General features: G+C 29.7%; 22 protein-coding genes, 1 tRNA gene and 2 pseudogenes. 11 read left to right on the top strand and 14 right to left on the bottom strand.

Annotated elements, in window-relative coordinates; genetic code table 11:
• Nucleotides 1-26: 26 nt before the first annotated feature.
• The 4 genes from B3792_RS06065 (at nt 27) to B3792_RS06050 (ending at nt 4640) form a co-directional block, all read left to right on the top strand.
• Nucleotides 27-1709, top strand: coding sequence for a glutamine--tRNA ligase/YqeY domain fusion protein (locus B3792_RS06065; RefSeq protein ID WP_125349536.1), 1683 nt, complete (start codon nt 27-29; stop codon nt 1707-1709).
• A gap of 91 nt (nt 1710-1800) precedes the next feature.
• Nucleotides 1801-2499, top strand: coding sequence for a RadC family protein (radC, locus tag B3792_RS06060; RefSeq protein WP_125349537.1), 699 nt, complete (start codon nt 1801-1803; stop codon nt 2497-2499).
• A 27-nt stretch (nt 2500-2526) separates the two neighbouring features.
• Nucleotides 2527-3756 carry a polysaccharide deacetylase family protein gene (locus B3792_RS06055; RefSeq protein WP_125349538.1) on the top strand — a complete coding sequence of 410 codons (1230 nt, stop codon included), beginning with the start codon at nt 2527-2529 and terminating at the stop codon, nt 3754-3756.
• On the top strand, nt 3753-4640 hold the full coding sequence (locus B3792_RS06050; RefSeq protein ID WP_219033877.1) for a hypothetical protein: 888 nt from the start codon (nt 3753-3755) through the stop codon (nt 4638-4640). Before B3792_RS06055 ends, B3792_RS06050 begins: the two co-directional genes overlap by 4 nt.
• Here B3792_RS06050 and B3792_RS06045 read toward each other — a convergent pair.
• Nucleotides 4614-5309: a class I SAM-dependent methyltransferase gene (locus B3792_RS06045; RefSeq protein ID WP_185144150.1), complete on the bottom strand. Its 696-nt coding sequence runs from the start codon at nt 5307-5309 to the stop codon at nt 4614-4616. The genes B3792_RS06050 and B3792_RS06045 overlap by 27 nt on opposite strands.
• Before the next feature lie 106 nt (nt 5310-5415).
• Here B3792_RS06045 and B3792_RS06040 point away from each other — a divergent pair, with 106 nt between their 5' ends.
• On the top strand, nt 5416-6291 hold the full coding sequence (locus tag B3792_RS06040) for a polysaccharide deacetylase family protein (RefSeq protein ID WP_280051190.1): 876 nt from the start codon (nt 5416-5418) through the stop codon (nt 6289-6291).
• On the opposite strand, the gene B3792_RS06035 is transcribed toward B3792_RS06040, so the two are convergent.
• Genes B3792_RS06035 through B3792_RS06020 form a run of 5 tightly spaced genes read right to left on the bottom strand, consistent with a single transcriptional unit; the run spans nt 6288 to nt 10725 of the window.
• Nucleotides 6288-7091: a class I SAM-dependent methyltransferase gene (locus tag B3792_RS06035; protein WP_125349542.1), complete on the bottom strand. Its 804-nt coding sequence runs from the start codon at nt 7089-7091 to the stop codon at nt 6288-6290. The two genes, B3792_RS06040 and B3792_RS06035, sit on opposite strands and share 4 nt — an antisense overlap.
• 2 nt (nt 7092-7093) lie before the next feature.
• Complete coding sequence (locus B3792_RS14105) at nt 7094-7315, bottom strand: polysaccharide biosynthesis C-terminal domain-containing protein (protein WP_291075769.1); 222 nt, start codon at nt 7313-7315, stop codon at nt 7094-7096.
• Between the two features lie 14 nt (nt 7316-7329).
• Complete coding sequence (locus B3792_RS06030) at nt 7330-8340, bottom strand: polysaccharide biosynthesis protein (protein ID WP_291069144.1); 1011 nt, start codon at nt 8338-8340, stop codon at nt 7330-7332.
• Nucleotides 8337-9473 (bottom strand): glycosyltransferase family 4 protein, encoded by a 1137-nt coding sequence (locus B3792_RS06025; protein WP_291053423.1) that lies wholly within the window; start codon nt 9471-9473, stop codon nt 8337-8339. The genes B3792_RS06030 and B3792_RS06025 overlap by 4 nt, the downstream gene beginning before the upstream one ends.
• Nucleotides 9466-10725, bottom strand: a complete 1260-nt coding sequence (locus tag B3792_RS06020; RefSeq protein WP_291049752.1) for a lipopolysaccharide biosynthesis protein — start codon at nt 10723-10725, stop codon at nt 9466-9468. Before B3792_RS06020 ends, B3792_RS06025 begins: the two co-directional genes overlap by 8 nt.
• Before the next feature lie 51 nt (nt 10726-10776).
• Here B3792_RS06020 and B3792_RS06015 point away from each other — a divergent pair, with 51 nt between their 5' ends.
• From B3792_RS06015 to B3792_RS06005, 3 genes and pseudogenes are all read left to right on the top strand, one after another.
• Nucleotides 10777-11472 carry a YjjG family noncanonical pyrimidine nucleotidase gene (locus B3792_RS06015; protein ID WP_286495339.1) on the top strand — a complete coding sequence of 232 codons (696 nt, stop codon included), beginning with the start codon at nt 10777-10779 and terminating at the stop codon, nt 11470-11472.
• 46 nt (nt 11473-11518) lie between these two features.
• Nucleotides 11519-12145 (top strand): annotated as a pseudogene (locus B3792_RS06010) (LURP-one-related family protein); the annotation flags it as partial.
• 85 nt (nt 12146-12230) lie between these two features.
• Nucleotides 12231-12304: transfer RNA gene (locus B3792_RS06005), tRNA-Arg, on the top strand.
• A gap of 40 nt (nt 12305-12344) precedes the next feature.
• Here B3792_RS06005 and B3792_RS06000 read toward each other — a convergent pair.
• From B3792_RS06000 to hisS, 4 genes are all read right to left on the bottom strand, one after another.
• Nucleotides 12345-12788, bottom strand: a complete 444-nt coding sequence (locus B3792_RS06000; RefSeq protein ID WP_257468033.1) for a hypothetical protein — start codon at nt 12786-12788, stop codon at nt 12345-12347.
• Nucleotide 12789: 1 nt separating this feature from the next.
• Nucleotides 12790-13014, bottom strand: a complete 225-nt coding sequence (locus B3792_RS05995) for a hypothetical protein (protein ID WP_219033884.1) — start codon at nt 13012-13014, stop codon at nt 12790-12792.
• Between the two features lie 78 nt (nt 13015-13092).
• Nucleotides 13093-14013 (bottom strand): PfkB family carbohydrate kinase, encoded by a 921-nt coding sequence (locus tag B3792_RS05990; RefSeq protein WP_180905348.1) that lies wholly within the window; start codon nt 14011-14013, stop codon nt 13093-13095.
• Nucleotides 14014-14071: 58 nt separating this feature from the next.
• Nucleotides 14072-15445 (bottom strand): histidine--tRNA ligase, encoded by a 1374-nt coding sequence (gene hisS, locus B3792_RS05985; RefSeq protein ID WP_291049760.1) that lies wholly within the window; start codon nt 15443-15445, stop codon nt 14072-14074.
• 305 nt (nt 15446-15750) lie between these two features.
• On the opposite strand from hisS, the gene recF reads away from it, so the two are divergent.
• The 3 genes from recF to B3792_RS05970 are packed head-to-tail and all read left to right on the top strand — an operon-like array spanning nt 15751 to nt 18083.
• Nucleotides 15751-16830 carry a DNA replication/repair protein RecF gene (recF, locus tag B3792_RS05980; protein ID WP_280051184.1) on the top strand — a complete coding sequence of 360 codons (1080 nt, stop codon included), beginning with the start codon at nt 15751-15753 and terminating at the stop codon, nt 16828-16830.
• Nucleotides 16827-17129 (top strand): DUF721 domain-containing protein, encoded by a 303-nt coding sequence (locus B3792_RS05975; RefSeq protein ID WP_180905351.1) that lies wholly within the window; start codon nt 16827-16829, stop codon nt 17127-17129. The genes recF and B3792_RS05975 overlap by 4 nt, the downstream gene beginning before the upstream one ends.
• Entirely contained in the window at nt 17130-18083 is a 954-nt protein-coding gene (locus B3792_RS05970) for a YheT family hydrolase (protein WP_291069142.1), read from the top strand.
• Between the two features lie 33 nt (nt 18084-18116).
• Here B3792_RS05970 and B3792_RS05965 read toward each other — a convergent pair whose 3' ends face one another.
• From B3792_RS05965 to B3792_RS05950, 4 genes and pseudogenes are all read right to left on the bottom strand, one after another.
• On the bottom strand, nt 18117-18788 hold the full coding sequence (locus B3792_RS05965) for a hypothetical protein (RefSeq protein WP_219033889.1): 672 nt from the start codon (nt 18786-18788) through the stop codon (nt 18117-18119).
• Nucleotides 18789-18876: 88 nt separating this feature from the next.
• The gene (locus B3792_RS05960; RefSeq protein WP_291066651.1) at nt 18877-20373 is read right to left on the bottom strand and encodes a RagB/SusD family nutrient uptake outer membrane protein; all 1497 of its coding nucleotides are present in this window, start codon (nt 20371-20373) and stop codon (nt 18877-18879) included.
• Between the two features lie 9 nt (nt 20374-20382).
• Complete coding sequence (locus B3792_RS05955) at nt 20383-23376, bottom strand: SusC/RagA family TonB-linked outer membrane protein (protein WP_291069140.1); 2994 nt, start codon at nt 23374-23376, stop codon at nt 20383-20385.
• A 136-nt stretch (nt 23377-23512) separates the two neighbouring features.
• Nucleotides 23513-23919 (bottom strand): annotated as a pseudogene (locus B3792_RS05950) (transposase); the annotation flags it as partial.

Raw genomic sequence — 23919 nt, 5'->3', positions numbered from 1 at the left:
TTTGCAAACTCAATCGTAATTAAAAAATGGAAGAAGAAAAAAAATCATTGAATTTTATTGAGCAAATCATCGAAGATGATTTAGCCAACGGGATGCCGAAAGAAAATTTACGTTTTCGTTTCCCACCAGAACCAAATGGTTATTTGCATATCGGGCATGCAAAAGCAATCTGCTTAAACTTCGGTTTAGGACAGCGTTACAATGCGCCTGTAAACTTACGTTTTGATGACACTAATCCTGACAAAGAAGAGCAAGAATTCGTAGATTCTATCCGCGAAGATGTGAAATGGTTAGGTTTCGAGTGGGCTGAAGAACGCTATGCTTCTGATTATTTCCAGCAGCTTTACGATTGGGCTGTTCAATTAATTAAAGAAGGAAAAGCGTACATCGACGACCAGTCTTCAGAAGTGATTAATGAACAACGTAAAACACCTTTTGAACCAGGAATTGAATCTCCTTATAGAAATCGTTCTGTTGAAGAAAATTTAGATCTTTTCGAACGAATGAAAGCGGGAGAATTTGAAGAAGGAACACATGTTTTACGTGCAAAAATAGACATGACTTCTCCTAATATGAACATGCGCGACCCTGTTATGTATCGTATTTTGAAACGTCCTCATCACCGTACTGGAGACACTTGGAAAATGTACCCAATGTACGATTGGACGCATGGAGAATCTGATTATATCGAAGGAATTTCACACTCATTATGTTCATTAGAATTCAAAAATCATCGCGATTTATACGAATGGTACGCGAACAATGTGGAACTACCAAATCAACCTCAAAAACCAAAACAACGCGAATTTGCTCGTGGTAATGTTTCGTACATGATTACAAGTAAACGTAAGTTGATGAAATTGGTTCAAGAAGAAGTTGTAACAGGTTGGGACGATCCACGTATGCCTACTATTTCAGGTTTGCGTCGTCGCGGTTATACGCCAGAATCGATTAAGAATTTTTGGAATACAGCCGGTGTTGCAAAACGTGATAATGTATTGGATATTTCGTTATTAGAATTCTCTGTTCGTGATCATTTAAATAAAATTGCTCCTCGTGTTTTTGCTGTTATTGATCCAGTGAAAGTGGTAATCGAAAATTATCCAGAAGGACAAGTGGAGGAATTAGAAATTGAGAATAATCCGGAAGATGAAACAGCTGGAACTCGTATCGTTCCTTTCACAAGAGAAATCTACATCGAACGTGAAGATTTTATGGAAGAAGCGCCTAAAAAATTCTTCCGTTTATCATTAGGAAACGAAGTTCGTTTGAAAGGTGCATATTTCATTAAAGCTGAAAGAGTAGAAAAAGATGCTGAAGGAAATATCACAACAATCTATGCAACTTACGATCCTGAAACGAAGTCTGGAAGTGGAACTGAAGCTTCTAAACGTAAAGTAAAAGGTACGTTGCATTGGGTTTCTGCAACAGAGAATATTCCGATCGAAGTTCGAGAATATGATCGTTTATTTACAGTTGAATCTCCAGATGCAGAGAAAGATGTTGACTTTTTACAATTTGTCAATCCAAATTCTTTAACTGTAAAAGAAGGTTTTGCTGAGCCTGCTTTGAAAGAAGCCAAAGTGGAGGATAAATTCCAGTTTCAACGTATTGGATATTTTGCTTTAGATCGTGATTCTTCTACAGAAAAGTTAATTTTCAATAGAACAGTTACCCTTAAAGATACTTGGGCAAAAGTCAATAAATAAAAAAAACTATTTCATTAAATATCAAGCTCGAACAAATTTGTTCGAGCTTTTTTTATTATATTGTAAAATACAAAATCAATCCCTTATATAAATGGATTACTTAGAGAATAAAAATTCGATAAAAAACTGGAATGAAGATGATCGTCCTCGCGAAAAATTAGCTTTAAAAGGGCGTTCGTCACTTTCTGATACCGAATTGTTAGCGATTATCATGGGAAGTGGAAATCGTGATGAATCCGCTGTAGAGTTAGCAAAACGAATCTTAAATTCTGCAAACAATAATTGGAATGAATTAGCAAAATATTCAATTGTAGATTTATGCAAATTCAAAGGAGTTGGAGAAGCAAAAGCAATTTCGATAATCACAGCAATGGAAATTGGAAGAAGACGAAATTCGCAAGAGATTTTAGAACGCGACAAAATTACTTCAAGCAAAGACGCAGCCATAATTTTACAACAACAAATTGGTGATTTACCAAACGAAGAATTTTGGGTAATGTTTCTCAATCAAGGAAATCGAATCATTAAAACTGAGCAAATTTCACGAGGTGGAATTAATCAAACCGCTGTCGATATTCGAGTAATTTTTAAACGTGCCTTAGAGTTAATGGCAACTGGAATGATACTTTCTCACAATCATCCTTCTGGAAATCTTACTCCAAGTCAGTCTGATATACACATTACTCGAAAAATAAAAGAAGGTGCCACTCTTTTAGATATTCAAGTTTTAGATCACATTATTGTTTCTCAAAAAGATTTTTATTCATTTGCGGATGATGGTCTAATTTGATATCTTTAAGCTTTATTGAAAACTATTTTGAGTCAAAAAATCATCATATTTACAGAAAAAATAACGAATCGAATTGAATATATTTTCGATTTTATTTTTCATAATTTTTCTGGAATTGACTACAAAACGACTACAGATTTTGATGAGTTTTCACAATCAATTTTACCAAAAATCAACTTTTCAAATCAATTTTTAGAAAATGAAATCAATTATAAAGTTGATGATATTTTATTGGAAACTACCATTCAAGAAAATGTTGATTATTCAATTTTAAACGAATTTGGGAAATGTTTTTATTGGCTTTCTCGTTATGAAGAATACATTGCAAAACCAGAAAAATTTGATAAACACAATCGTTTTTTAGGTTCGGATTTAGATTATTCGAAACCAATTGTAGATGAAATTTGTATTGAAATTCAAAAAAAGATAAAGTCTAAATTTCCTGAAATTTATTTTAAACAGAGAGTTTTCAAACAGATTAATACTCATGACGTAGATTATGCATGGAAATATCTTCATCATTCTCCTAAAATAAAATTTGGTTCACTTTCAAAGAAAATTTTAAAAGGTGATTTCAAAGAATTTCAGAATCAAATCAAAATTTTAAATCAGCAAAAAAAAGATCCTTACGATACATTTGATTATTTGAAAGTTTTAGCTGAAAAACATCAAATCGAAACAGTTTTCTTTTGGTTATTGGGCGATTATTCTACTTTCGATAAAAATCATCATTGGAAAAATAATGCTCAAAAAAATTTAATAAATAACATTTCAACTTGGGCAAAAATTGGAATTCACCCTTCTTATCAATCTAATTTTGATGAAAATAAATTAACAATTGAAATTAATCGATTAGAAAAAATTAGCAATCAACCGATAAAAAAATCACGTCAACATTTCATTAAATTGAATTTCCCTTACACTTATCAACAATTGTTAATAAATGAAATTTTGGAAGATTACACCATGGGATTCCCACATCAATTAGGCTTTAGAGCTGGAACATCTACTCCATTCAAATGGTTTGACTTATCAAGAAATCAACAAACATTGTTAAAAATATATCCTTTTGTCGCAATGGATGTTACATTGAAAAATTATTTAAAATTAACACCGCAACAAGCTTTAGAGGAAATAAAACGATTGAAACAAACAATTAAAGCCACAAACGGAACGTTTATAACATTATTCCACCAATCAAACTTGAACGAAGATTGGACTGAATGGCGAAAAGTTTACGAAAGTATTTTTAAATGATAAAAAGAGTTTCTCGAAAAAAATTAGATGTTAATAAATATACCGAATGTCTCAACAAATCGGTGAATTACCGCATTTATGCCGAAGTTTTTTATTTGGATGCTTTAGTTGAAAACAATTGGGATTGTTATGTTTTGAACGATTATGAAGCCATAATGCCTTTGCCATATACAAAAAAAATTGGTATAAAATTTATTACACAACCAATTTATTGTCAACAATTAGGAGTTTTTCATCAAGAAAATTTCTCAAAAGAAACTTTTCAACTTTTTGAGAAAAAACTACATCGAAATTTAGTGAGAGCTTATGCTTTTAATGAGGAAAATACAGAGATGTTTGAACCGAAGGGACAGAAAAAGGTTAATTATATTTTAGATTTGAATCAAGATTATGAAATTTTATTTTCAAATTACAGTAGAAATAGAAAAAATGAAATTCGTAAAGTAGAAAAATCCAATTATAACATTGAAAAAGTTACTCAATTAAATCGATTTTTCAAAATAAATTCATCTTATGAATATTTGATCGCAAATAATTTAATAAACTATTCGCAAGAAAAAATTCAAAGTTTATTTAATCAAAAAATTATTAATATTTATGAAATTTTTGATCAAGAAGAAAATTTAATTGGTTGTCAACTAATCATGATTTCTAAAAATCGAGTTTATAATTTTGCTTTTGCAAGAAATAAGAATTCAAAAAGTAATTTTGGATCAGCTTACATAATAGATTACATTATCAAAAACTTTTCTAATTCAGAATTAACACTTGATTTCGAAGGTTCTATGATTCCTTCTATAGCTAAATTTATGCAAGGTTTTGGTGCTATAAAAAATCATTATACAAACTATTCTAATTTAGACTTTTTGACAAAGAAAAATTAATTCACGATAGCCATTTCCAACAGAAAGTTTCTTTGCTAAATTATGATCAATTTTATTTCGATAATCTATTTTTTCGACAATTATATTTTCACGTTTTAATCTTTCTTGAAAGTCCTGTCCATGCAATCTCAATAAATCTTTTTCGCCATAATTTTTTAATCGTTCTTCTTCTGTCTTAAATTCAGCATTTTCAAACGTATTATTTATTGGATGAATAGGAGTTTGAATCAAAGCTTTTCCTCCTTTTTTTAGAACGCGAAACAATTCATCAATTGCCTTTTTTTCGTTTGGAATATGCCCTAAAACATGACAACAAATTATATAATCAAATGTGTTATCAGGATAATTTATTGAAGTAATATCCATTTCTTCATCAGCAAGATTAATGTTAATATCAGCATTGATATAACGTAAATTATCGGTCTGTTTAAAAATATTTTTCAATGCGTCTTCTGGAGCAATATGCAATAATTTATTCGGTTTAACCAATAAATCTGTTTCATTTTTTATAAACTCTAACAAAACTCTTGTCCTTTCTAATGAACCACAATTTGGACATTCAGCATTTTCTCGGTTATCTATACCGTTTGATTTATCCAAAAACTTAGAAAAAGATTGTTCGCAACAATTACAATAAAAATTATTTCCTTTCAGAAATAATCCATTCAATTTCTTTAAATTTTTTCTATTATTAATTCTTATCTTTTCGGAAAATATTTTTTTATAAAATGTTTTAATTGCATTCATTACTTACAAACGTTAAGACTGCTATTTTATGATATTAAATTTATTCAAAAAAAATATATTTCCTTTTTACCATACAGTTTCAGATAAAAGATTAATTCATATCGATCAATTATATCCATTAAAATCTATTGATCAATTTCAACGTGAATTAGATTTTTTTCAGAAAAATTATGTCAATATTTCTATGATTGAATTAATTGATTTATACGAAAAAAATGGTTCTATTCCTCAAGAAAATTACTTTCATCTTAGTTTTGATGATGGTTTGAAACAATGTTACTCTATAATTGCTCCAATATTAAAAGAACGAAATTTAGATGCAACTTTTTTTATCAATCCAAATTTTATTGACAATCAAGAAGTTTTTTATCGGTATAAAGTTGCTTTCATTTTAGAAAACATTACAGACAATAACCTTAAAAAAGAACTTTTAAATTATTCTATTCATGATCTTAAAAAAATTAATTCATTAATTTTAAAACAAGAAATAAAACTAAATGATGTTGAAATTTATTTGAATGAAAATGAAATTAAAGCATTAATTCATCAAGGCTTTACAATTGGCGCACATTCAATGAATCATCCTTATTATCGCGATATTTCTTTTGAACAACAACTTATAGAGACAAATGAAAGTTTAGATTTTATCCAACAAAAGTTTAATTTGGATTATCGAGTTTTTTCTTTTCCTTTTACAGATGATGGAGTTTCTATAAACTTTTTTAATACTATAAAATCCGATTTTACATTTGGTACGGCAGGAATAAAAAACGATGAGATTTCAACAAATATTCAGCGACTTCCGATGGATAATTGTATTTCTAACCCAGCAATTTTTATAAAAAAGAATCGTTATAAATTTTATATTCAGAAACTACTACAGAAGCATGTTGTTTCTCATTAATTAATTTTTAAATCTATAGAAAAAATTCTCTTTGGATTATCGTAAAGTTTAAGAATATTTCCTTCATAATTCTTTGGTGTATAAATAGCACACATTGTATTTTCTACATGATATAGATTTTTATGAAATTGTTTAGGAACTCCTTTTATAATTGCATTCAATATTTCAAAACGTATCTTTTCTGGCGAGAATGCATAATCATGCCAAATAACGATAGAGTTTTCATGAATCAGATGTTCAAAAACATTTTTTGTATCCGAAACTACAAAATCAAAACGATGATTTCCATCGATAAAAATTACATCAAATTTTTTATTCAATCCTGAAAAATCAAATTTAGTCGAGTCTCCTAAATGTTGTTTTATTTTAGATTTATCTTTTATAAAAAAACCATGTGCATTTTCATAATCTTGTGAAAAGTTATACGTTTTATAATCCTTTGTATCTAAATCTAACGTATTCAAATCATCAGCAACATCAATCAAATTAACAATACTTTCTCCTCTCCAAGTTCCAATTTCGAAATATTTACATTGTTCAAATTCTTTACACGCATTTTTCAGCAGTAATAAATCTGTAATCAAAGAACCGCCATCTAAAAAAGCAACTGTATCTAATTTTCCGTCAAAATTTGGAAATAATTGATCTAAAGAAACTTGATTTAGTCCTTTCTTATAATGATTTGGCGTTTTCTTTTCCCAATTTTCATTTTGGTCAATGATAATATTTAATAACCAAGGATTCTTACAAATTTGAAAAAATCCATTTATAAATTTTGATATTTTTTTTGATAATGACATTTTTAAATATTTTTTAAATACTTATTAAACAAATAATATGCGTATAATCCAGAAATTAAGAAAGTTATTAACATACCTAAAGCTGCTCCTTCTATTCCATAAAAAGGAATTAATAGCGCATCAAAAATAACTAAACAAACAATTGAGAGGATTGATACTCTTACATTCCAATCTGATCTTCCTATTGTACTATTCAAGTTAATGTATAATACTCTAAACAACATTGCTAAAACAACTGCTATTGTTGCAATAAAAAAACTGTACCACCAGTTAAATAACTTTTATTGAAAAATAACTCGATTATAAAATCTCTAAGAAAATAACTTCCTAAAAGAATACTAATTCCTATAGGAATGAATAGCTTATAATAATTTTTTATATAAAATTTCAGAAAATCCTTGTTCTGACTATTTTTAATAATTCGAGGAAAATCGGTTTGAAATAATATAGTCGGAATAAATAATAAATTCATAGGCAAAAGAATCGCAACTTTATACAAAGCAATATCTTTATCTGTCATAAAAATCGCAATCATTCCAATATCAATCGAAAACAATAACTCTGAAGCGAAATAAGCCAAAGATTCCATTCTTCCATATTTCCACATCATTTTCCAATTCATTTCACTTAAACCACTTATTGATTGTTGTAAAATTGTTTTAGAATAGAAAAATAAACTAATAAAAGGTGTAATCGCCAGCGAAATCATATAACCAATTGCTCCAAAGTTGATGGTTAAGAAAAATGTAAAAATCAGTCCCAAACAGTTAATCAATATATTTAATGAAGCAAACTTTTTATTAAAACCATTTATACGATAATCAATTGTAAGATGTGATTGGAAAAATAAGCCCAAAAGACGAACAGAAAACAAGAGAATAATCCACAATAAATGATCAAATTTTATGGCATAAAAATTAGCAATTACAATAAAAAGACTACATAAAATAAGCTGATTAATAACACCATTTCTAAATAATTTTCGACTTAGGTCTTTACGTGTTTGTTCATTTTCTTCACCAGCACCAAATTTCATCAAAACCTGTAATGAACCTAATCCATTCCATGGCGTAACAAACCCAATGATAGATGCGATAAGTGTTATACGACCAAATTCATCTTGAGGAATCATTTTTACAATGAAAATGGTATTAATCAACATCACTAATTTTTCTACCACAAAAGATAAAAAAACGTAAAAACCATTGTTTTGTAAAAAGGATTGTATGAATTTGATTAAATCTTTCATTCTAAAACTTTCGTGTAGACATCATCAAATTGTTGAGCAATTTCTTCCTTAGAAAAATTATTCAAAACATAATTATTTAATTCCTTTGGTGTTGCAAATTCATAACCTTCTATCACCTCAACCATTGCTTTATAAAGTGCTGATTCATCATTTTTATTCACAATAAATCCAAAATTATTTGGCATAAATTCTTTAATTCCACCAACATCACTTGCGATAACAGGAATTCCCGAAGCAAAAGCTTCTATTTGTACACAAGGTTGATTTTCATAATTACTAAAAAGTACAAAACAATTCACATTTTTCATCTTTTGATTCACTTCAAAATGTTGTAATCGCCCAAAAGATTTTACAAAAGCAGACAAATTATTTTCTTCAACAAAATTATTAATCAAAGTTAAATCTCCATTTCCTCCAATCTGAAATTCAAAATCATAGCCATTATCAACTAACTTTTTAACAACATTCAACATTCCTAAAATATTTTTATGTTCATTTTCTAAATGCGAAAGATGTAAAAAAGTTATTCTTTTTATTTTACAATCTTCTTTTACCGAAAACAATTCTACATCCACAACATTTGGAATAATTTTTACAATTGTTATAGGATAAATTTTAAGTATTTTCTGTGCTAAATCATTTGAAACAGGCGTTAAAACATCTACCTTTCTAAGTATTTTTTTAATTAAAAACTTCTTGTAAAATGGAAATGAAATAAAACGTTCTGGAGAAAATCCTGTCCAATGCTCTGTTAAAACTATTGGTTTTTTGTATTTATTTTTCAAAAACAAAGCAACTAAACCAGCTGGATAAACAACATTGAGATGAATTATATCAAAATTATTAACCAAAGAAACTCCTTTCAGAAAAGCTATAAATTGTTTGATTAAATTAAACGGACGAAAAAAAGATGGTTTAAAATAAACAATTATTTCCCTTACATTTTGGTTGATAGAATCATCTATTTCAAAATTAGATTTTAAATTTTCATCTTTTACTGCATGAACAAGCGTCACATTATTTAAAGTAGAGATAGAACGTAAATGGCGCTGAATAAAATCTCCATTATCTAAAAAAATTCTACTCGGATACCAAGATGCTAAAGCTAAAATATTTTTTCTCGAATTATTCACCTAACTTTTTATAACGTTTCAGTTCTTTCATTACAAAGTAAAGTTGAACCAAATAGCCCATTCCTGCAAAGAAAGAATATAGAGATAACGTCAAAAGTATGTTTTTATTTAGTCCGCCAATCACACAAGTAATCAATGTGACGAAAACCAAATAAATATTGAAGTATAGTGCGTAATGATTTTTCTTGATAACCACAACTATTTGCTGAATAGGATTCATTGCAGAACGACACAAAATCCAAAATGAAAGTATCCACGTCATAATATGCAGACCTCGCCATTCTGGTCCAAGCATCCACTCGAGAATAAAAATTCCGATACAATTCATCAACAAAAGAAAAACAGCAATTGCTCCAACATTGTACAGCACCACTTTTTTCGATAAATCATATAATTGATGTGAACGATGATCAATCATTGCAGCAGATTTCTGAAAGAAAACTTTCGACATCGAATTGGAAAGCAACGTCAAAGGAACAACCAAAACTTTAGCTGAATTTCCCACAAAAGCTACATCTTCTTTCAAGAAATAAATCGCGATCATAATTGGCAATAAATTGTTAGCAATTGCATTCAACGATTCTGAGGGTAATGTATATTTTATGATTTCTTTGTTCTTAGAAATTGTTCGTTTAGCCAACCCAAAGTCAATGGAAGAAAATCGTCCTTTTGTAATTGAAAAATAATATGCACAAGACAAAATAGTTCCGAAAATTGTTCCATAAATCAATCCTGTTTCTTTGTAGCCTATCCAATAAAAAATGAACTGAAAAAAAACCGAAAACAACGCATTAATCACAAATCCAGTCGAAATACTTTTGAATAATTTATACTTTGTAAACAACGTATTTTGTACATTGTTCCAAGCTGTAAATACCCCTGCAACACAACTTAAGAAAACAATAAATAAGGAGGTTTTGAATGTGAAAATTTTTTCTAAAATAGCATAACCCAAAAAGAATAAAATCGTTACAATACTACTCACTAATAATAAGGTTGTAAACAAATTTCTAATCGCTTTCGATGATTTCGAAATCACGAAAATATTCTCTAAACGAAATGTTGTCAAAATAGAAAGAATGGCCACAAAACTCAAAAAAGCATTGTAAGTTCCCGATGCTTCTGGACCATAAATTCGAGCCAAAATAATTCCGCCAATAAACATAATCACTTGCGCAATTGTGTTACCTACCAACAAAGACAAAACACCTTTGGCATTCTTCGTTTTAAATTTTTCTAACTTCGCTTTCAATTGATATTTTCTTCATCAGCAAATCTACATAAAATCCTTAGCTTTGCATTTATGAACACAATAAAACACGTTTTTTTCGATCTTGATAACACACTTTGGGATTTCAGAAAAAATGCAAAATTCGCGCTAGATGAGCTTTACAAAAAGTATGATGTAGAAAATAGATATGGTTTTACATTCGAGGAATTTCATCCATTTTATCACGATAGCAACGAAGGTCTTTGGGCTTTGATTCGTGACAAAAAAATTACAAAAGAAGAATTACGTGCTCGTCGTTTCAAAGAAGCTTTTGATAATCTTGGGATTGATAATGATGCTCTAGCAAAGATTTTTGAAGATGAATACATGGAAACGATTACCAATTACAATGAAGTGGTGGATGGAGCAATGGAATTGTTGGATTATTTGAAACCAAAATATCAATTACACATTATCACAAATGGATTTATCGAAGTTTCGAAACGTAAAATTGAAACATCAGAATTAAATGGTTTTTTTGATACGGTGACTTATGCAGACGAAATCAAAATCTTGAAACCTGATCCTCGTATTTTTTCTTTGGCAATGGAAAAATCTGGTGCTAAAAAAGATGAATCAATTTACATTGGTGACGATTGGATTGCGGATGCTGTTGGCGCAAAAGCTTTCGGAATGTCAGCGATTTTCTTTGATCGATTAGATGATAATTTTTCGATGGATGATGTTCCTACAATTACACATTTAGATGAAGTAAGAAATTATTTATAAACTTAAGGTTCAGAAATTCTGAACCTTTTTTTATGTCAGAAAAAAATCTATTTTTGATAAAAATTACTCAATACTTATGAATTTAAACAACCTAAAATTTCCGCTTGATATAAAGTTTTATATTGCAACTTTTTCCAATGATTTTTCTGTAACAGATGCTAATAATCAACCTGTGTTTTATGTACGCGAAAAAATTCTTTCGTGGCGAGATGTGATTAAAATCTACCGTGATTCATCGAAAAAAGAAGAACTTTTTCAACTTCGTTCGAATAAAATCATCGATTTTCAACAAACTTTTACCATTACAGATGCGAACGGAAATGTTGTTGGTAAAGCAAAACGAAAAACTTTCAAATCCTTTTGGAAAGCGACTTTTCATATTTACGACGCAAATGATAATCATTTATTTACAATCAACGAACGTAGTGGTTTTACGCGTATGATGGACGGAATGGTTGGAGAAATTCCCGTTGTAGGATTTTTCTCAGGTTATATTTTCAATCCAAAATATGTTTTAACTGATTTACAAGGAAGAGAAATGATGGAAGTATCAAAAGAACCTTCATTCTTTGGACGAAAATTTAAATTAAATCAATATCAATCATCCGAAAATGATACACTTTTTGTTTTGAGTTTTATGATGATGCTCATAAGCGATAGAGATCGAGGATAATTTTATTTAAAAAAATATTTGCAGATTCAAAAATAGTCTTTATATTTGCAGTCCAAAATAAGAACAATAGTTTCTTATCCGGAATGGCCGAGTGGCGCAACTGAATAGCGCACTTGATTACGGCTCAAGAGGTTACAGGTTTGAATCCTGTCTCGGTCACAAAAGCAAAAGCTCATCAAAATTTGATGAGCTTTTTATTTTAATACACTTCTGTTTCTTGCGGAATTTCTTCTACTTTTTGAGATTTTTTTGTCATAAAAAATATACAATTCCCAAACCACGTAAACCAAAAAATATAAAATCCGAAATGGAAAGTCTTTTTCAATAAACGATGTGAGGTTTCAGTAAAATCGTAATAGCAATAAATTAATCCAATAATTCCCATAAAAAGGAAAATGAGAGGCAATAACAAACGTTTAAAACGTTTCGTTGTTTTCTCATTCCAAATGGATAATACGATAAAAATAACAGCTTGTATAGCGAATAATAACAAGGCTGTTTTCCACCACGATTTCAGGATCGTATATTCGTTGTAAATAATTGTGATTCCTATTTTACCGATGAATGACATTTTCGAAATCATTATTCCAGAAAGTAAAGAGGAAAATGCCAATATGAGAAGATGTATAATTTTGTTTTTCATTTTAATTAAAATATAAGAAAGCAACACCAAATATTAATCCAATTAGAATTAACAAACCTACTACTGCATTATAAAATTTATGCCAACCTGATTCATTTTGAGAAAATTCCTCAAAATTTAACTTTGGATTAAATAGTTTTAAAATAATATATCGAACTCGTATTCCAAAAATTTCTATTATAAGTTCACTAATCGCAATAAAAATTATTTCAAGAATAATCTGCATATAAATAATTTACAATCTAATATAAAACAAAAAAGCCTTGCAAATGCAAGGCTTTAAATATTTTGATGAATAATTCTCTTATAAATTAATTGAGAAATCCATTAATTTTTTGAATTCTTTCAAACGTTCAGCTAAACCATCACGTGTTAAATCTCCTAATGATTCAGTACCGAATTTTTCACATGTTACAGATGCTAATGCAGATCCGTAAACAATTGCACGTTTCATGTTATCGAAAGAAAAATCGTTTGTTTTTGCTAAGTATCCGGAGAAACCTCCTGCAAATGTATCTCCTGCTCCTGTTGGATCGAAAACATCTTCTAATGGTAAAGCTGGTGCAAAGAAAACTTGTTCTTCTTGGAATAATAAAGCTCCATGTTCACCTTTTTTGATGATAACTGTTTTTGGTCCGAATGTCATGATTTTTTTAGCAGCTTTCACTAAACTATATTCACCTGACATTTGACGCGCTTCTTCGTCATTAATAGAAATTACATCAACATCTTTGATCACATCCATCAACTCATTCCAAGCACAATCCATCCAAAAGTTCATTGTATCTAAAACAACCAAACCTGGACGATTATCTAATTGTGTCAACACTCCTTTTTGTACCAATGGATGTAAGTTTCCTAACATCAAAACGTCTGGAGATTTGCGATCTTGAGGAACAATTGGATTAAACGTTTCTAAAACATTCAATTCTGTTGCTAACGTATCACGTGTGTTCAAATCATTATGGTATTTACCTTCCCAAAAGAATGTTTTTCCTTCTTTTACGATTTCCATTCCATCTAAATTAATTCCTTTTGAAATTAATAAATCGATGTATTCTTGTGGAAAATCTCCACCAACAACTGAAACGATTGCAGTATCCACGCCCAATAAAGAAGACGCCATACCGATATATGTAGCGGCACCACCTAAGATTTTATCTGTTTTCCCGAAAGGAGATTCTAATTTATCAAAGGCAACTGTACCAACTGTTAATAAACTCATTTTATATTCTTGATTAAATAGTTTGCAAATATATTGAATAGATTTGAATTAAGACATATTAAGACAATGCGTTAGCCAAATCAGCAAAAGCAACTTCGGTTTGTTCTCCCGAAATCATATCTTTTACTGTCGCTTTTTGCTCAGCAATTTCTTTTTCACCCAAAAGAATTACTTTCTTAATTCTTTTTTTATCAGCATATCCCATTTGCTTTTTCATTTTTGCATCATCAGGATAAACCTCTGTATTAATTCCACTTTGACGTAATTGTTTTACCAATTTCATTGCCTCAGCAGCTTCTTTCGTTCCGAAATTAATGAACAATGCTTGGATATTTGTTGAATCTTCTAAAGCTGGGAATAAATTATTTTCTTCTAAAACTAAATATGTACGATCTAATCCAAAAGAAATTCCTACTCCAGAAATATCTTTCAATCCAAAAATTCCTGTCAAATCATCGTAGCGACCTCCTCCACCAATAGATGAAGAGAATTCTCCGATTTTCGCTTTCACTTCGAAAATAGCTCCAGTATAATAATCTAAACCACGTGCTAATGTCAAGTTCAAAACTAATTCAGCCGATTGTAAACCAATATTTGTTGTATTTTCAAAAACAAATTCTAATTCTTCAATTCCTTTTAATCCAGTTTCCGAAGATTTTAAAATTTCTTTTAATTGTGCAAATTGAGTTTTATAATCACCGTTCATTGAGAATAAAGGTGATAAAATTTCGATGGCAGAATCAGAAATTCCTTTTCCACGCATTTCTTCTTTTACCGCTTCTTCACCAATTTTATCCAACTTATCTAAAGCCACTGTAAAATCAATCAATTGAGCCGAAATATCTGCTACTTCTGCTAAACCTGATAAAATTTTACGATTGTTGATATGAATTTCAACTGGCGTTTTTAATTCTGTAAAAACCGAATCATACAATTGTACAAAATCAACTTCTTGTAATAACGAATCCGAACCTACAACATCTGCATCACATTGAAAAAACTCACGGAAACGACCTTTTTGAGGACGATCGGCACGCCAAACTGGTTGAATTTGGTAACGTTTGAAAGGAAATGTAATTTCATTTTGATGTTGCACCACATAACGTGCGAAAGGCACAGTTAAATCGTAGCGCAACGCTTTTTCAGAAATTTGCGCAATTACTTTTTGACTATTTCTATCTGTTAACAATTGCTCATCAACTTTTGCTAAATAATCTCCAGAATTTAAAATCTTGAAAATTAATCGATCTCCTTCTTCTCCATATTTACCTGTTAAAGTTGATAAATTCTCAAATGAAGGTGTTTCGATTGGAGAAAATCCGAATAACACGAATTGTTTCTTAATCGTATTGATAATATATTGACGACGATTCACTTCTAAAGGCGAGAAATCTCTTGTCCCTTTGGGAATCGATGGTTTTTGAATTGCCATTTTTCTAAATCTTACTTATAAAGATGCAAAAATACATCATTTTGATTTTTAACACGACATTTTGTTTCAAAATCATTGTTTTAGAAAGAATTTAATTAAAATTCATAAAGTCAACCTGAACTCGTTTCAGGTTCACATCACGTTATTAAAAAATAAATTATGCTGCAGAAAGATTCTGAAACAAGCTCTGAATGATAATTCTATACAAAATTAAAAAGAGGATGAGAAGCTGAAATAAATTCAGCTTGACAATCACTACACAAATCAATCTTATAAATCTTAATTAATATCGTAATTTTGCTTTTATGTATTTGAAAGAACTTAAAGCGCGACAATTCAAGAATTTTGATGAAAATAATTTCGAATTTTCACCAAAAATTAATGCTTTTGTAGGACAAAATGGAAAAGGCAAAACCAATATTTTGGATGCTATTCACTATTTGGCTTTAAGTAAATCGTATCTGAATCATTCGGATGCGATGAATATTCAGTTTGATTGTGATTTTTTTACATTAGAAGGTACTTTTGATCGAAATGAATCTGCTGATGTGATTTTTTGCTTGGTTCGTTCTGGTCAGCCCAAACAATTAAAACGAAATTCTAAATCGTATGATCGTATTTCTGATCATATTGGTCAATATCCTTTAGTGATGATTTCACCTTATGACAGTGATTTAATCAAAGAAGGAAGTGAAGTTCGACGCAAATTTTTGGATAATATTATTTCGCAATCGAATAAGCAATATTTAGCTGATTTGATGCGATACAACAAGGTTTTAGTTCAACGAAATGCCTTGCTAAAATACTTTGCTGCAAATAATACATTTGATTCAACTTCTTTGGAAATTTATGATGAAGAATTGATTCATTTAGGAAAGAAAATACATGAAGTTCGAAAAGAATTTATTCAAACTTTTTTGGAAGCTTTCCTAAAATATTACAATGAAATTTCAGAAGGTCGAGAAAAAGTGAACATCGAATATGTTTCGCAATTAAATGATGCACCTTTTGAAACGGTTCTGAAAAAAGCTTTGTACAAAGATCGTTCGACGCAATATTCGACAGCCGGAATACATAAAGATGATTTATTGTTTACGATTACCAATTATCCAATCAAGAAATTTGGTTCGCAAGGTCAACAAAAATCGTATTTAATTGCATTGAAATTAGCCCAATTAGAAGTTATCAAATCTTCATTAAACATCACTCCATTATTATTATTGGACGATATTTTTGACAAATTGGATGAACACCGTGTAACACAACTGATTAAATTAGTGAACGAAGAACGTTTTGGACAAATCTTTATTACCGATACACATCCCGAAAGAACAGAGCAAATCATTAAACAAATTAATTCTGAAAGTAAAGTTTTCCGTTTATGAAAAAGTACGAAAAAAGAAGTAATCAGCAAACGCTTGGTCAAGCTTTGGAGCATTTCATTAAACAAAGTGGAAAAGAAGAATTGATTTGGGAAGTCAAAGCAGAAGAGGCTTGGCAAACGGTAATGGGAAAATTTTTCGAGAAATATACGGACCGAGTTGAAGTAAGACAAAGAGTTTTGTATGTAAAAATTAATTCTCCTGCGATGCGACAAGAATTATTGATGGGAAAATCAAAGATTCTAGCTAATATAAATGAAGAAATTAAAAAGGATTTTTTAGTTGACGTAAAAATATTTTAAATGCCTTACATCGAACATTCTACTTACCCTACACCTAATTTCATCAATCGAAATGCGCATCTTTCTACTATTATTCCAGCGAAATTCAAGAAATATCCTGTTCCAGATTACACAAGAGAAAAAATGGAAACCGATGATGGCGATTTTCTGAATTTGGATTGGCGATTTCAAGAAAATAAAGACAAATTAGTTATACTTTTTCACGGATTAGAAGGCGATTCGAAACGAACGTATCTTAATTCGTGTTCAGATTATTTTTATGATAAAGGATTTAATATTCTGGCTTGGAATCATCGCTCTTGTGGAGGCGAAATGAATGACACTTGTCGTTTGTATCATCATGGATCAATTGATGATGTACACAGAGTTGTAGAAAAAGCGTTGAAAGAAAATTATCAAGAAGTTTATTTGATTGGCTATTCGATGGGTGGTGCTTTGGTTTTGAATTATCTTGGAGGTTATGAAGTTTCGAACAAGATAAAATCTGCTGTTGTTTTTTCTGCACCAATTTCTCTAAAATCATGTGCTGACACATTGAAAATATTTCCGAATACAATTTATTTTAAAAATTTCAAACGCACTTTAGTTCCAAAATTTAAAATAAAAGCAAAACAATTTCCAGGAGTTCTGAATGAAAAAATGATTGATAAGATCAAAACATTTGATGAAATTGATGATTATTTTACTGCACCAATGCATGGTTATAGCAGCAAAGAAGATTACTATCACAAAGCTTCGCCTGCAACTGTTTTAGATCATATCAAAACACCATGTTTGATTGTCAACGCTGCAAATGATCCTTTTTTAGGGAAAGATTGTTATCCTATCGAACGTTTTAAAAATCATACATTTTGCACTTTCGAAATGCCAAAATATGGTGGACATTGTGGTTTTCCATTAGAAAACAATAAACATTCTTGGGCCGAAATTAGAGCTTGGGAGTTTATAAAATAAAAAAACCTCGAAGTAAACTTCGAGGTTTTGATATTATTTATTTATAAACTTTGTTAATTTTATTAAATCAGATTCGTTTGTAGAATTAATTTTTTCTTTATTTATATATGCTTTTATCTTATCATCTTTAAAAAAATTAATAAATTCTTTTTTCTTGTTAGGAATTAAAATAATATCATTCTTAAAATTCATAAAATAAATTGGCTTATCAGATGTATATTCTTTCGTTAATGTTCCGACATCCATTATATCTTCTTTTTGTAAAATTTCTTTTAAAATTACTTTTTCCTTTTTATAAAGGTTAATATTTTTTCCTTCTGAAAGTATTTGTAAAAAACCAGATTCTAAATTACCATCTTCTAATTTATAATGCTCTATATAAATAAATTTTTTATTACTATTTATAAAAGTAATAATCATATTCTGCAGCTTATCTAAGTCATAAGAAACATTCTCGTTTAGATACTCCATTTCATCAGAGTAGTGATTATAACGCAATAACTTTACATTAGAATTAGCACCTTCTATAGTAAATGGTGAAAGTCCATCCTTTAAATAAGGATTACCTTTTATTGACAAATCAATTTTAGATAATTGAATTCTATGGCTACCTTGAGAAACACCTACTGTCAATGGGTCGAGATTAACTTGACCGTTTACATAGCATATAAAAAATAAAAAAATAATACTATATTTAATTTTCATAATTCAAATTATATTTAATTGAATTTACAAATATTATGTCAATAAAAAAAAGACTATCTTAAAAAGATAGTCTTTTTTATTACTTAAATTAATATCCTGACGTTTGGGTCATATTAGGATTTCTATTGATTGTTCCTTGATCAATAGGCAATTGCCATTTATGACTAGTAGGTGTTAAAGTTTGTCCAACAGGAACACTTCCACTTCCATCAGCATAAAAACCATTTCCTGATCTTTGAATACCATTTTTATATTGCGCAGGTACATTTACATTTTGCAATCTTTTTAATGTAAACCATCTATCACCAGTTTCAAAAGCCAGTTCCTTACGTCTTTCCAGAATAATTGCATCAAATATAGCTACTCCAGTTTCCCCTCCTGCATAAGAAGAATATCTATTGTTTCTTAATTTATTTAATGTTGCTAAAGCCCCTCCTTGATCACCAGATAAATATTGTGCTTCAGCTAAATCTAAGATAGTTTCTTCAACTCTCAAATAACGTCCATTATTTACTCCTGGAATATTTGTAGCTGGATTTCCAGAAATATATTTATTAACAGCAATTGTAGGCTTTCCATTTGCATTATCTGGATTAAATAATTTCACACTAGCTGACATTCTTTCAGGCTCTGTAGTTGGATTAAATAACTCATAAAATCTTTTATCTACAGAATATTCCATATTGATATTAGCATTGCTTGTTCCTTGACTATAGCTAACTCCAATTGCAGGATCATTTGTTAAAACAAAAGGAATTTCAAATAATACTCCATTACTATTTATACCTTTCCACATGTTTAGCAATTGGTCTTTAGCTACAGGATTAACCTTATTTACAACAGGTTGCGCATACTCAATCACTTTAGTATAATTCCCTAAGTATAAATAAGTTCTAGCTAACAACGCTTGTACAGTATTACTATTAATTCTATCAGTACCAGTACTTGTGTTTAAATTACTTAAAGCTTCAGTAAAATCTTTAAGTATTTTATCATATACTACTTTAACATTCTCTTCTCTACCTGGAGATTCAAAAGGGATATATTTATCTATATATGGTATCCCTTGCGAACTTAAAGCATCTGCACTTTGAGTTGGTATTTTAGCATAAGTTCTTGCAACCTCTAAATGTACCAATGCCCTTAAAGCTAAAGCTTCACCTTTTATTTGACGTTTAAAATCTCCATCAGGTAGATTATCTATATTAGCTAAAATTAAATTAGCTCGCATAATAATATTATACGATGAATTATATTTTGAAGTTGGAGTCATATTTCCATCATACTCCCATTGAGTAGACGCTAACCTATTTGCCTGACGACCATTAGTATTAAATATTACATCATCTGCTAATATATCTCCTAAAACATTTATGTCTGAAGATCCGTTAGATGCAGCATAGTACCCTGATTGTTTAAAACCTTGGTAAACTCCTAATATAGCTCTTGTAAAATCTGCGGGAGTTTGATAAAAATTCTCTACAGCTGTACCTGTAGGAGAATCTTGCATAATATCATCATCACTACAACTATTAAATGATAATAATAATGATAAAGCTAAAAATGTTATTTTAATTTTTTTCATCTTTTTTTTTTAGAAATTAACATTTAAACCTAATGAATAAGTTCTTGTATTTGGATATGAAAATAATGAATATGCGTTTGCTATAAATCCAGAATCACCAGGAACAGCATATCCACTACTTGCAGTCCCAGCAATAGGATTACCATGGAATTTAGTCCATAAAGCCAAGTTTTGTATTTGTGTAAAAATTCTAACTCCTTTTAAACCTGTACCTTTTAATAATTCGTCAAACGTATATCCAAGAGATAAACTTCTAAAGTTTAAATAATCAGATTTCTCTAAGAATTGAGTAGAATATCTAAATCCAGCTGAAGTTGGACGTTGAAATTCTGTTTGATCACCTGGATTTCTCCAATAATCATTTGCTTGAACAGCTTTATTATTAGTTGTTGTAGGACTAGTTAATATTTGATAGGTGTTATTATAAGTATAACCTCCCGCACTAAAAACAAAATCTGCATTTAAATCAAATCCGTAAAACTTAGCATTTAATCCAAAACCTCCTGTTAAAGTAGGCATAGGAGATTTACCTGTCGCTATTGCATCTCCTGCATCATAAGTTTCAGTTATATTCCCATCTAAATCATAGTATTGCGCATTACCATTATCTCTATTAATACCTGCAAATTTCACCATATAAAATTGATACGGAGCTCCTCCTTTTATATGTTTCATATCTTCAACAGTTCCAGAAACTATTAATTCATCTAAACCATTTAAGTCATTTATTTTATACTTCATTTTTGTTAAAGTACCATATACACTTAAACCATACTCTTTCTTATTAATAATATCATAATTTAACTCAACCTCTACCCCACTAGAAACTAATTCTCCAGCATTAATAGTTGTTGTAAATGAACCTGTTTCTCTTGGTAACTCTTTAGTAAATAAAAAATCTGTACGTGTATCTTTAAAATACGAAACATTACCAGTCAATGATCTATTAAGCAAAGCAAAATCTAATCCTACATTTAATTTTTTATTAATTTCCCATGTAGTATTTGGATTTGCAATATTTAAAGATGGAGCAGCAATCCCTTGACTATTATATGTTCCAGTCATAGACATTAAAGTCAAATTAGAATATCTTGCTAGACCTGAATCATCTCCTACTTCACCATAAGATGCTTTCAACATCAAACTATTAACAAATTTATTAGATCTTAAAAAGTCTTCTTTTGCTATATCCCAAGCAACAGAAGCTCCCCAAAAAGTTCCATATTTATTATCTAATCCAGCTAAAGAAGTTCCATCTCTTCTTACATAACCATCAACAAAATATTTTCTTGCATAATCATAGTTAACAGAACCTAAATACCCAAAACGAGTCACAGCCCATCTTGCAGTATTTGAAGACTGTAATTTAGTTGTAGCTAAACTTTGTACATCTTGATAATCATTAGGAAATCCTTGAGAACTTAAAGACATTGAATAGCTCGATTGATTAATATACTCTGAAGCTATAGTTGCTCTAATATTATGTTTGTTAAATGATTTTATATAACTAACCTCGTTTCTCCAGTTATAATCAAGCCTATCAAGACTCTGATCACTTTTCGATCCTCCAGAACCTAAAATAGCCATTAAATTAGCAGAAGGAGCTGTAAAATTTTCATATTGTAATCTTCTGTATGTAGCTCCAAATGTTGTTCTAGCAAATAAATTTTTAGCTAGTTCATATTCAAAAAATGCAGAACCATATAATCTAAACGTTCTCGTTTGATTCTTTGTATAATACATTTCATCTAATGCATTATACCCCATAGCGTTTACAGATTGATTAAATGTAGGATCTCCATTAGCTTTATATATGATATTTCCATCATTATCTAGCTTATAAACACTAGCAAATGGTCTATTTTGTAAAACACTGTAAAAAGCATTTTGACCGTTATTAATATCTCTAGGTTCATCTAATGTTTGATAAGACCCATTAAGATTAATTCCATATTTAGCTTTATCTGATAATTTAGACGAAATATTAAGAGTTCCTGTAATTCTATCTAAACCTTTGTAATAGTTAACCGCTCCTGAATTTTTATCATAACCAATTGAAAAAGATTGAGAATCTCCATCAATATTACTAGCCATATTAAAATAATGAGATGTTATTAAACCGTTCTTAAAAAATGAATCATTCCAATCTGTATCAATCTGAGCTAACCGATCAATCTGAGCTTGTGTTCTAGCCACTCCACCTGCTACTCCTTTGATTGAGGATAAACTATTTTGATAATCTAATAATTGTCTTGAGTTCATTACATCCATATCATTTTGTTTCATCATCTCAGTAAAACCAATTCTTGATGAATATGAAAATGATTTAGAATTTTTCTTAGCTCCTTTAGTTTTGATTATAATAACTCCATTTGCACCTCTAGCACCATAAATAGCTAATTGGGAAGCATCCTTCAAAACAGTAACATCCTGAATATCTTGTGGATTTATAGTATTCATATCTGTAACTGACATATAAGTACCATCCACTACAAATAATGGAGATTTATTACCTCCACCTAATCCCATAGCTCCACGGATTGTTACATTAGAAGTAGCTCCAGGCGCTCCATTCTGAGCTTGAGAAGTTAATCCCGAAACTTTTCCACCTAACATTTGATCAACAGATAATGAAGGGTTAAAATTTTCTAAACTTTTACCAGACACAACTGTTTCTCCTGATTTAGAAGGAGAATCGAAAATACTTGTAATAACTACCTCTTCTAAAGCAGTTTCATCTGAATATTTCAAAGCTCCTAAATTAGTAGAAGTCACTTTGAATTCTTTTCCATTGATTACTAATGTATCTCCTACTTTAGCATCAATGTTAAAATTTCCATTTCCGTCTGTATACGCAACTTTATCTGTACCTTTTACAGTTACTTCTACGTCTGACTCTGGAAAATTGTTAGCATCGTTAACTACACCCGTTACTTGAGCAAAAGCCACTGTTCCTAATCCTAGGAAAGCTAATAAGCCCAAAGATGTTAATCTTCTCCTCATAGTTTTATATTTTATAACATTTTAGACAAAACTCTAACTTTTTTTTAAGAATTCCAAAAAGTGATCTATTTTTTTATTTACCAACATCTTTAAAGAAATAACTTTACATTATTATATTCAGTACCCGTTGTGCATTTTAAATAATTTGAGTTTTTAGATTATTAATATTTCGATTAAAGTATGTTTTGTTAATGTACTGAAACACAGTAAGTGCAGTAATTTTAGCTAGAATTCTGGTTTTAACCCCTTCAAAAGTCTTTGCATAATTGCCTATAATAATAAATTAATCGCATAATATAGAAAATAAAGTTTCAATTCTNNTTTTTCGATACTTTTTGAATGGATAAGACTGAGGTTTGTAATCTTTTTGATTGGATCTTTTCGGTGTTTCTAATCGTATATGAACTTCATTAAATAAATCAATTTGAATTGTTTGCAACTAATAATCTCTATCACCAAGTAGCACTCAATCTGATAGTTGAGATTTTATATCTTTCAAAAAATAAATATCATGAACAGATGCAGGACTAATATCAATACTCT

Origin of the sequence: Empedobacter sp. UBA5924, from assembly GCF_002431085.1 — a bacterium.
GTDB lineage: Bacteria > Bacteroidota > Bacteroidia > Flavobacteriales > Weeksellaceae > Empedobacter > Empedobacter falsenii_B.
Note: the sequence above shows the minus strand (reverse complement) of the source record. Positions and strands in the feature narration are given on the sequence as shown.

What these genes read in the sequence shown, in the direction of transcription:
- B3792_RS06065 (WP_125349536.1), top strand. Translation starts at nt 27, where the DNA reads ATGGAAGAAGAAAAAAAATCATTGAATTTTATTGAGCAAATCATCGAA.
- radC (WP_125349537.1), top strand. Translation starts at nt 1,801, where the DNA reads ATGGATTACTTAGAGAATAAAAATTCGATAAAAAACTGGAATGAAGAT.
- B3792_RS06050 (WP_219033877.1), top strand. Translation starts at nt 3,753, where the DNA reads ATGATAAAAAGAGTTTCTCGAAAAAAATTAGATGTTAATAAATATACC.
- B3792_RS06040 (WP_280051190.1), top strand. Translation starts at nt 5,416, where the DNA reads ATGATATTAAATTTATTCAAAAAAAATATATTTCCTTTTTACCATACA.
- B3792_RS06035 (WP_125349542.1), bottom strand. Translation starts at nt 7,091, where the DNA reads ATGTCATTATCAAAAAAAATATCAAAATTTATAAATGGATTTTTTCAA.
- B3792_RS14105 (WP_291075769.1), bottom strand. Translation starts at nt 7,315, where the DNA reads ATGTTGTTTAGAGTATTATACATTAACTTGAATAGTACAATAGGAAGA.
- B3792_RS06030 (WP_291069144.1), bottom strand. Translation starts at nt 8,340, where the DNA reads ATGAAAGATTTAATCAAATTCATACAATCCTTTTTACAAAACAATGGT.
- B3792_RS06015 (WP_286495339.1), top strand. Translation starts at nt 10,777, where the DNA reads ATGAACACAATAAAACACGTTTTTTTCGATCTTGATAACACACTTTGG.
- B3792_RS06000 (WP_257468033.1), bottom strand. Translation starts at nt 12,788, where the DNA reads ATGAAAAACAAAATTATACATCTTCTCATATTGGCATTTTCCTCTTTA.
- B3792_RS05995 (WP_219033884.1), bottom strand. Translation starts at nt 13,014, where the DNA reads ATGCAGATTATTCTTGAAATAATTTTTATTGCGATTAGTGAACTTATA.
- B3792_RS05990 (WP_180905348.1), bottom strand. Translation starts at nt 14,013, where the DNA reads ATGAGTTTATTAACAGTTGGTACAGTTGCCTTTGATAAATTAGAATCT.
- hisS (WP_291049760.1), bottom strand. Translation starts at nt 15,445, where the DNA reads ATGGCAATTCAAAAACCATCGATTCCCAAAGGGACAAGAGATTTCTCG.
- recF (WP_280051184.1), top strand. Translation starts at nt 15,751, where the DNA reads ATGTATTTGAAAGAACTTAAAGCGCGACAATTCAAGAATTTTGATGAA.
- B3792_RS05975 (WP_180905351.1), top strand. Translation starts at nt 16,827, where the DNA reads ATGAAAAAGTACGAAAAAAGAAGTAATCAGCAAACGCTTGGTCAAGCT.
- B3792_RS05970 (WP_291069142.1), top strand. Translation starts at nt 17,130, where the DNA reads ATGCCTTACATCGAACATTCTACTTACCCTACACCTAATTTCATCAAT.
- B3792_RS05965 (WP_219033889.1), bottom strand. Translation starts at nt 18,788, where the DNA reads ATGAAAATTAAATATAGTATTATTTTTTTATTTTTTATATGCTATGTA.
- B3792_RS05960 (WP_291066651.1), bottom strand. Translation starts at nt 20,373, where the DNA reads ATGAAAAAAATTAAAATAACATTTTTAGCTTTATCATTATTATTATCA.
- B3792_RS05955 (WP_291069140.1), bottom strand. Translation starts at nt 23,376, where the DNA reads ATGAGGAGAAGATTAACATCTTTGGGCTTATTAGCTTTCCTAGGATTA.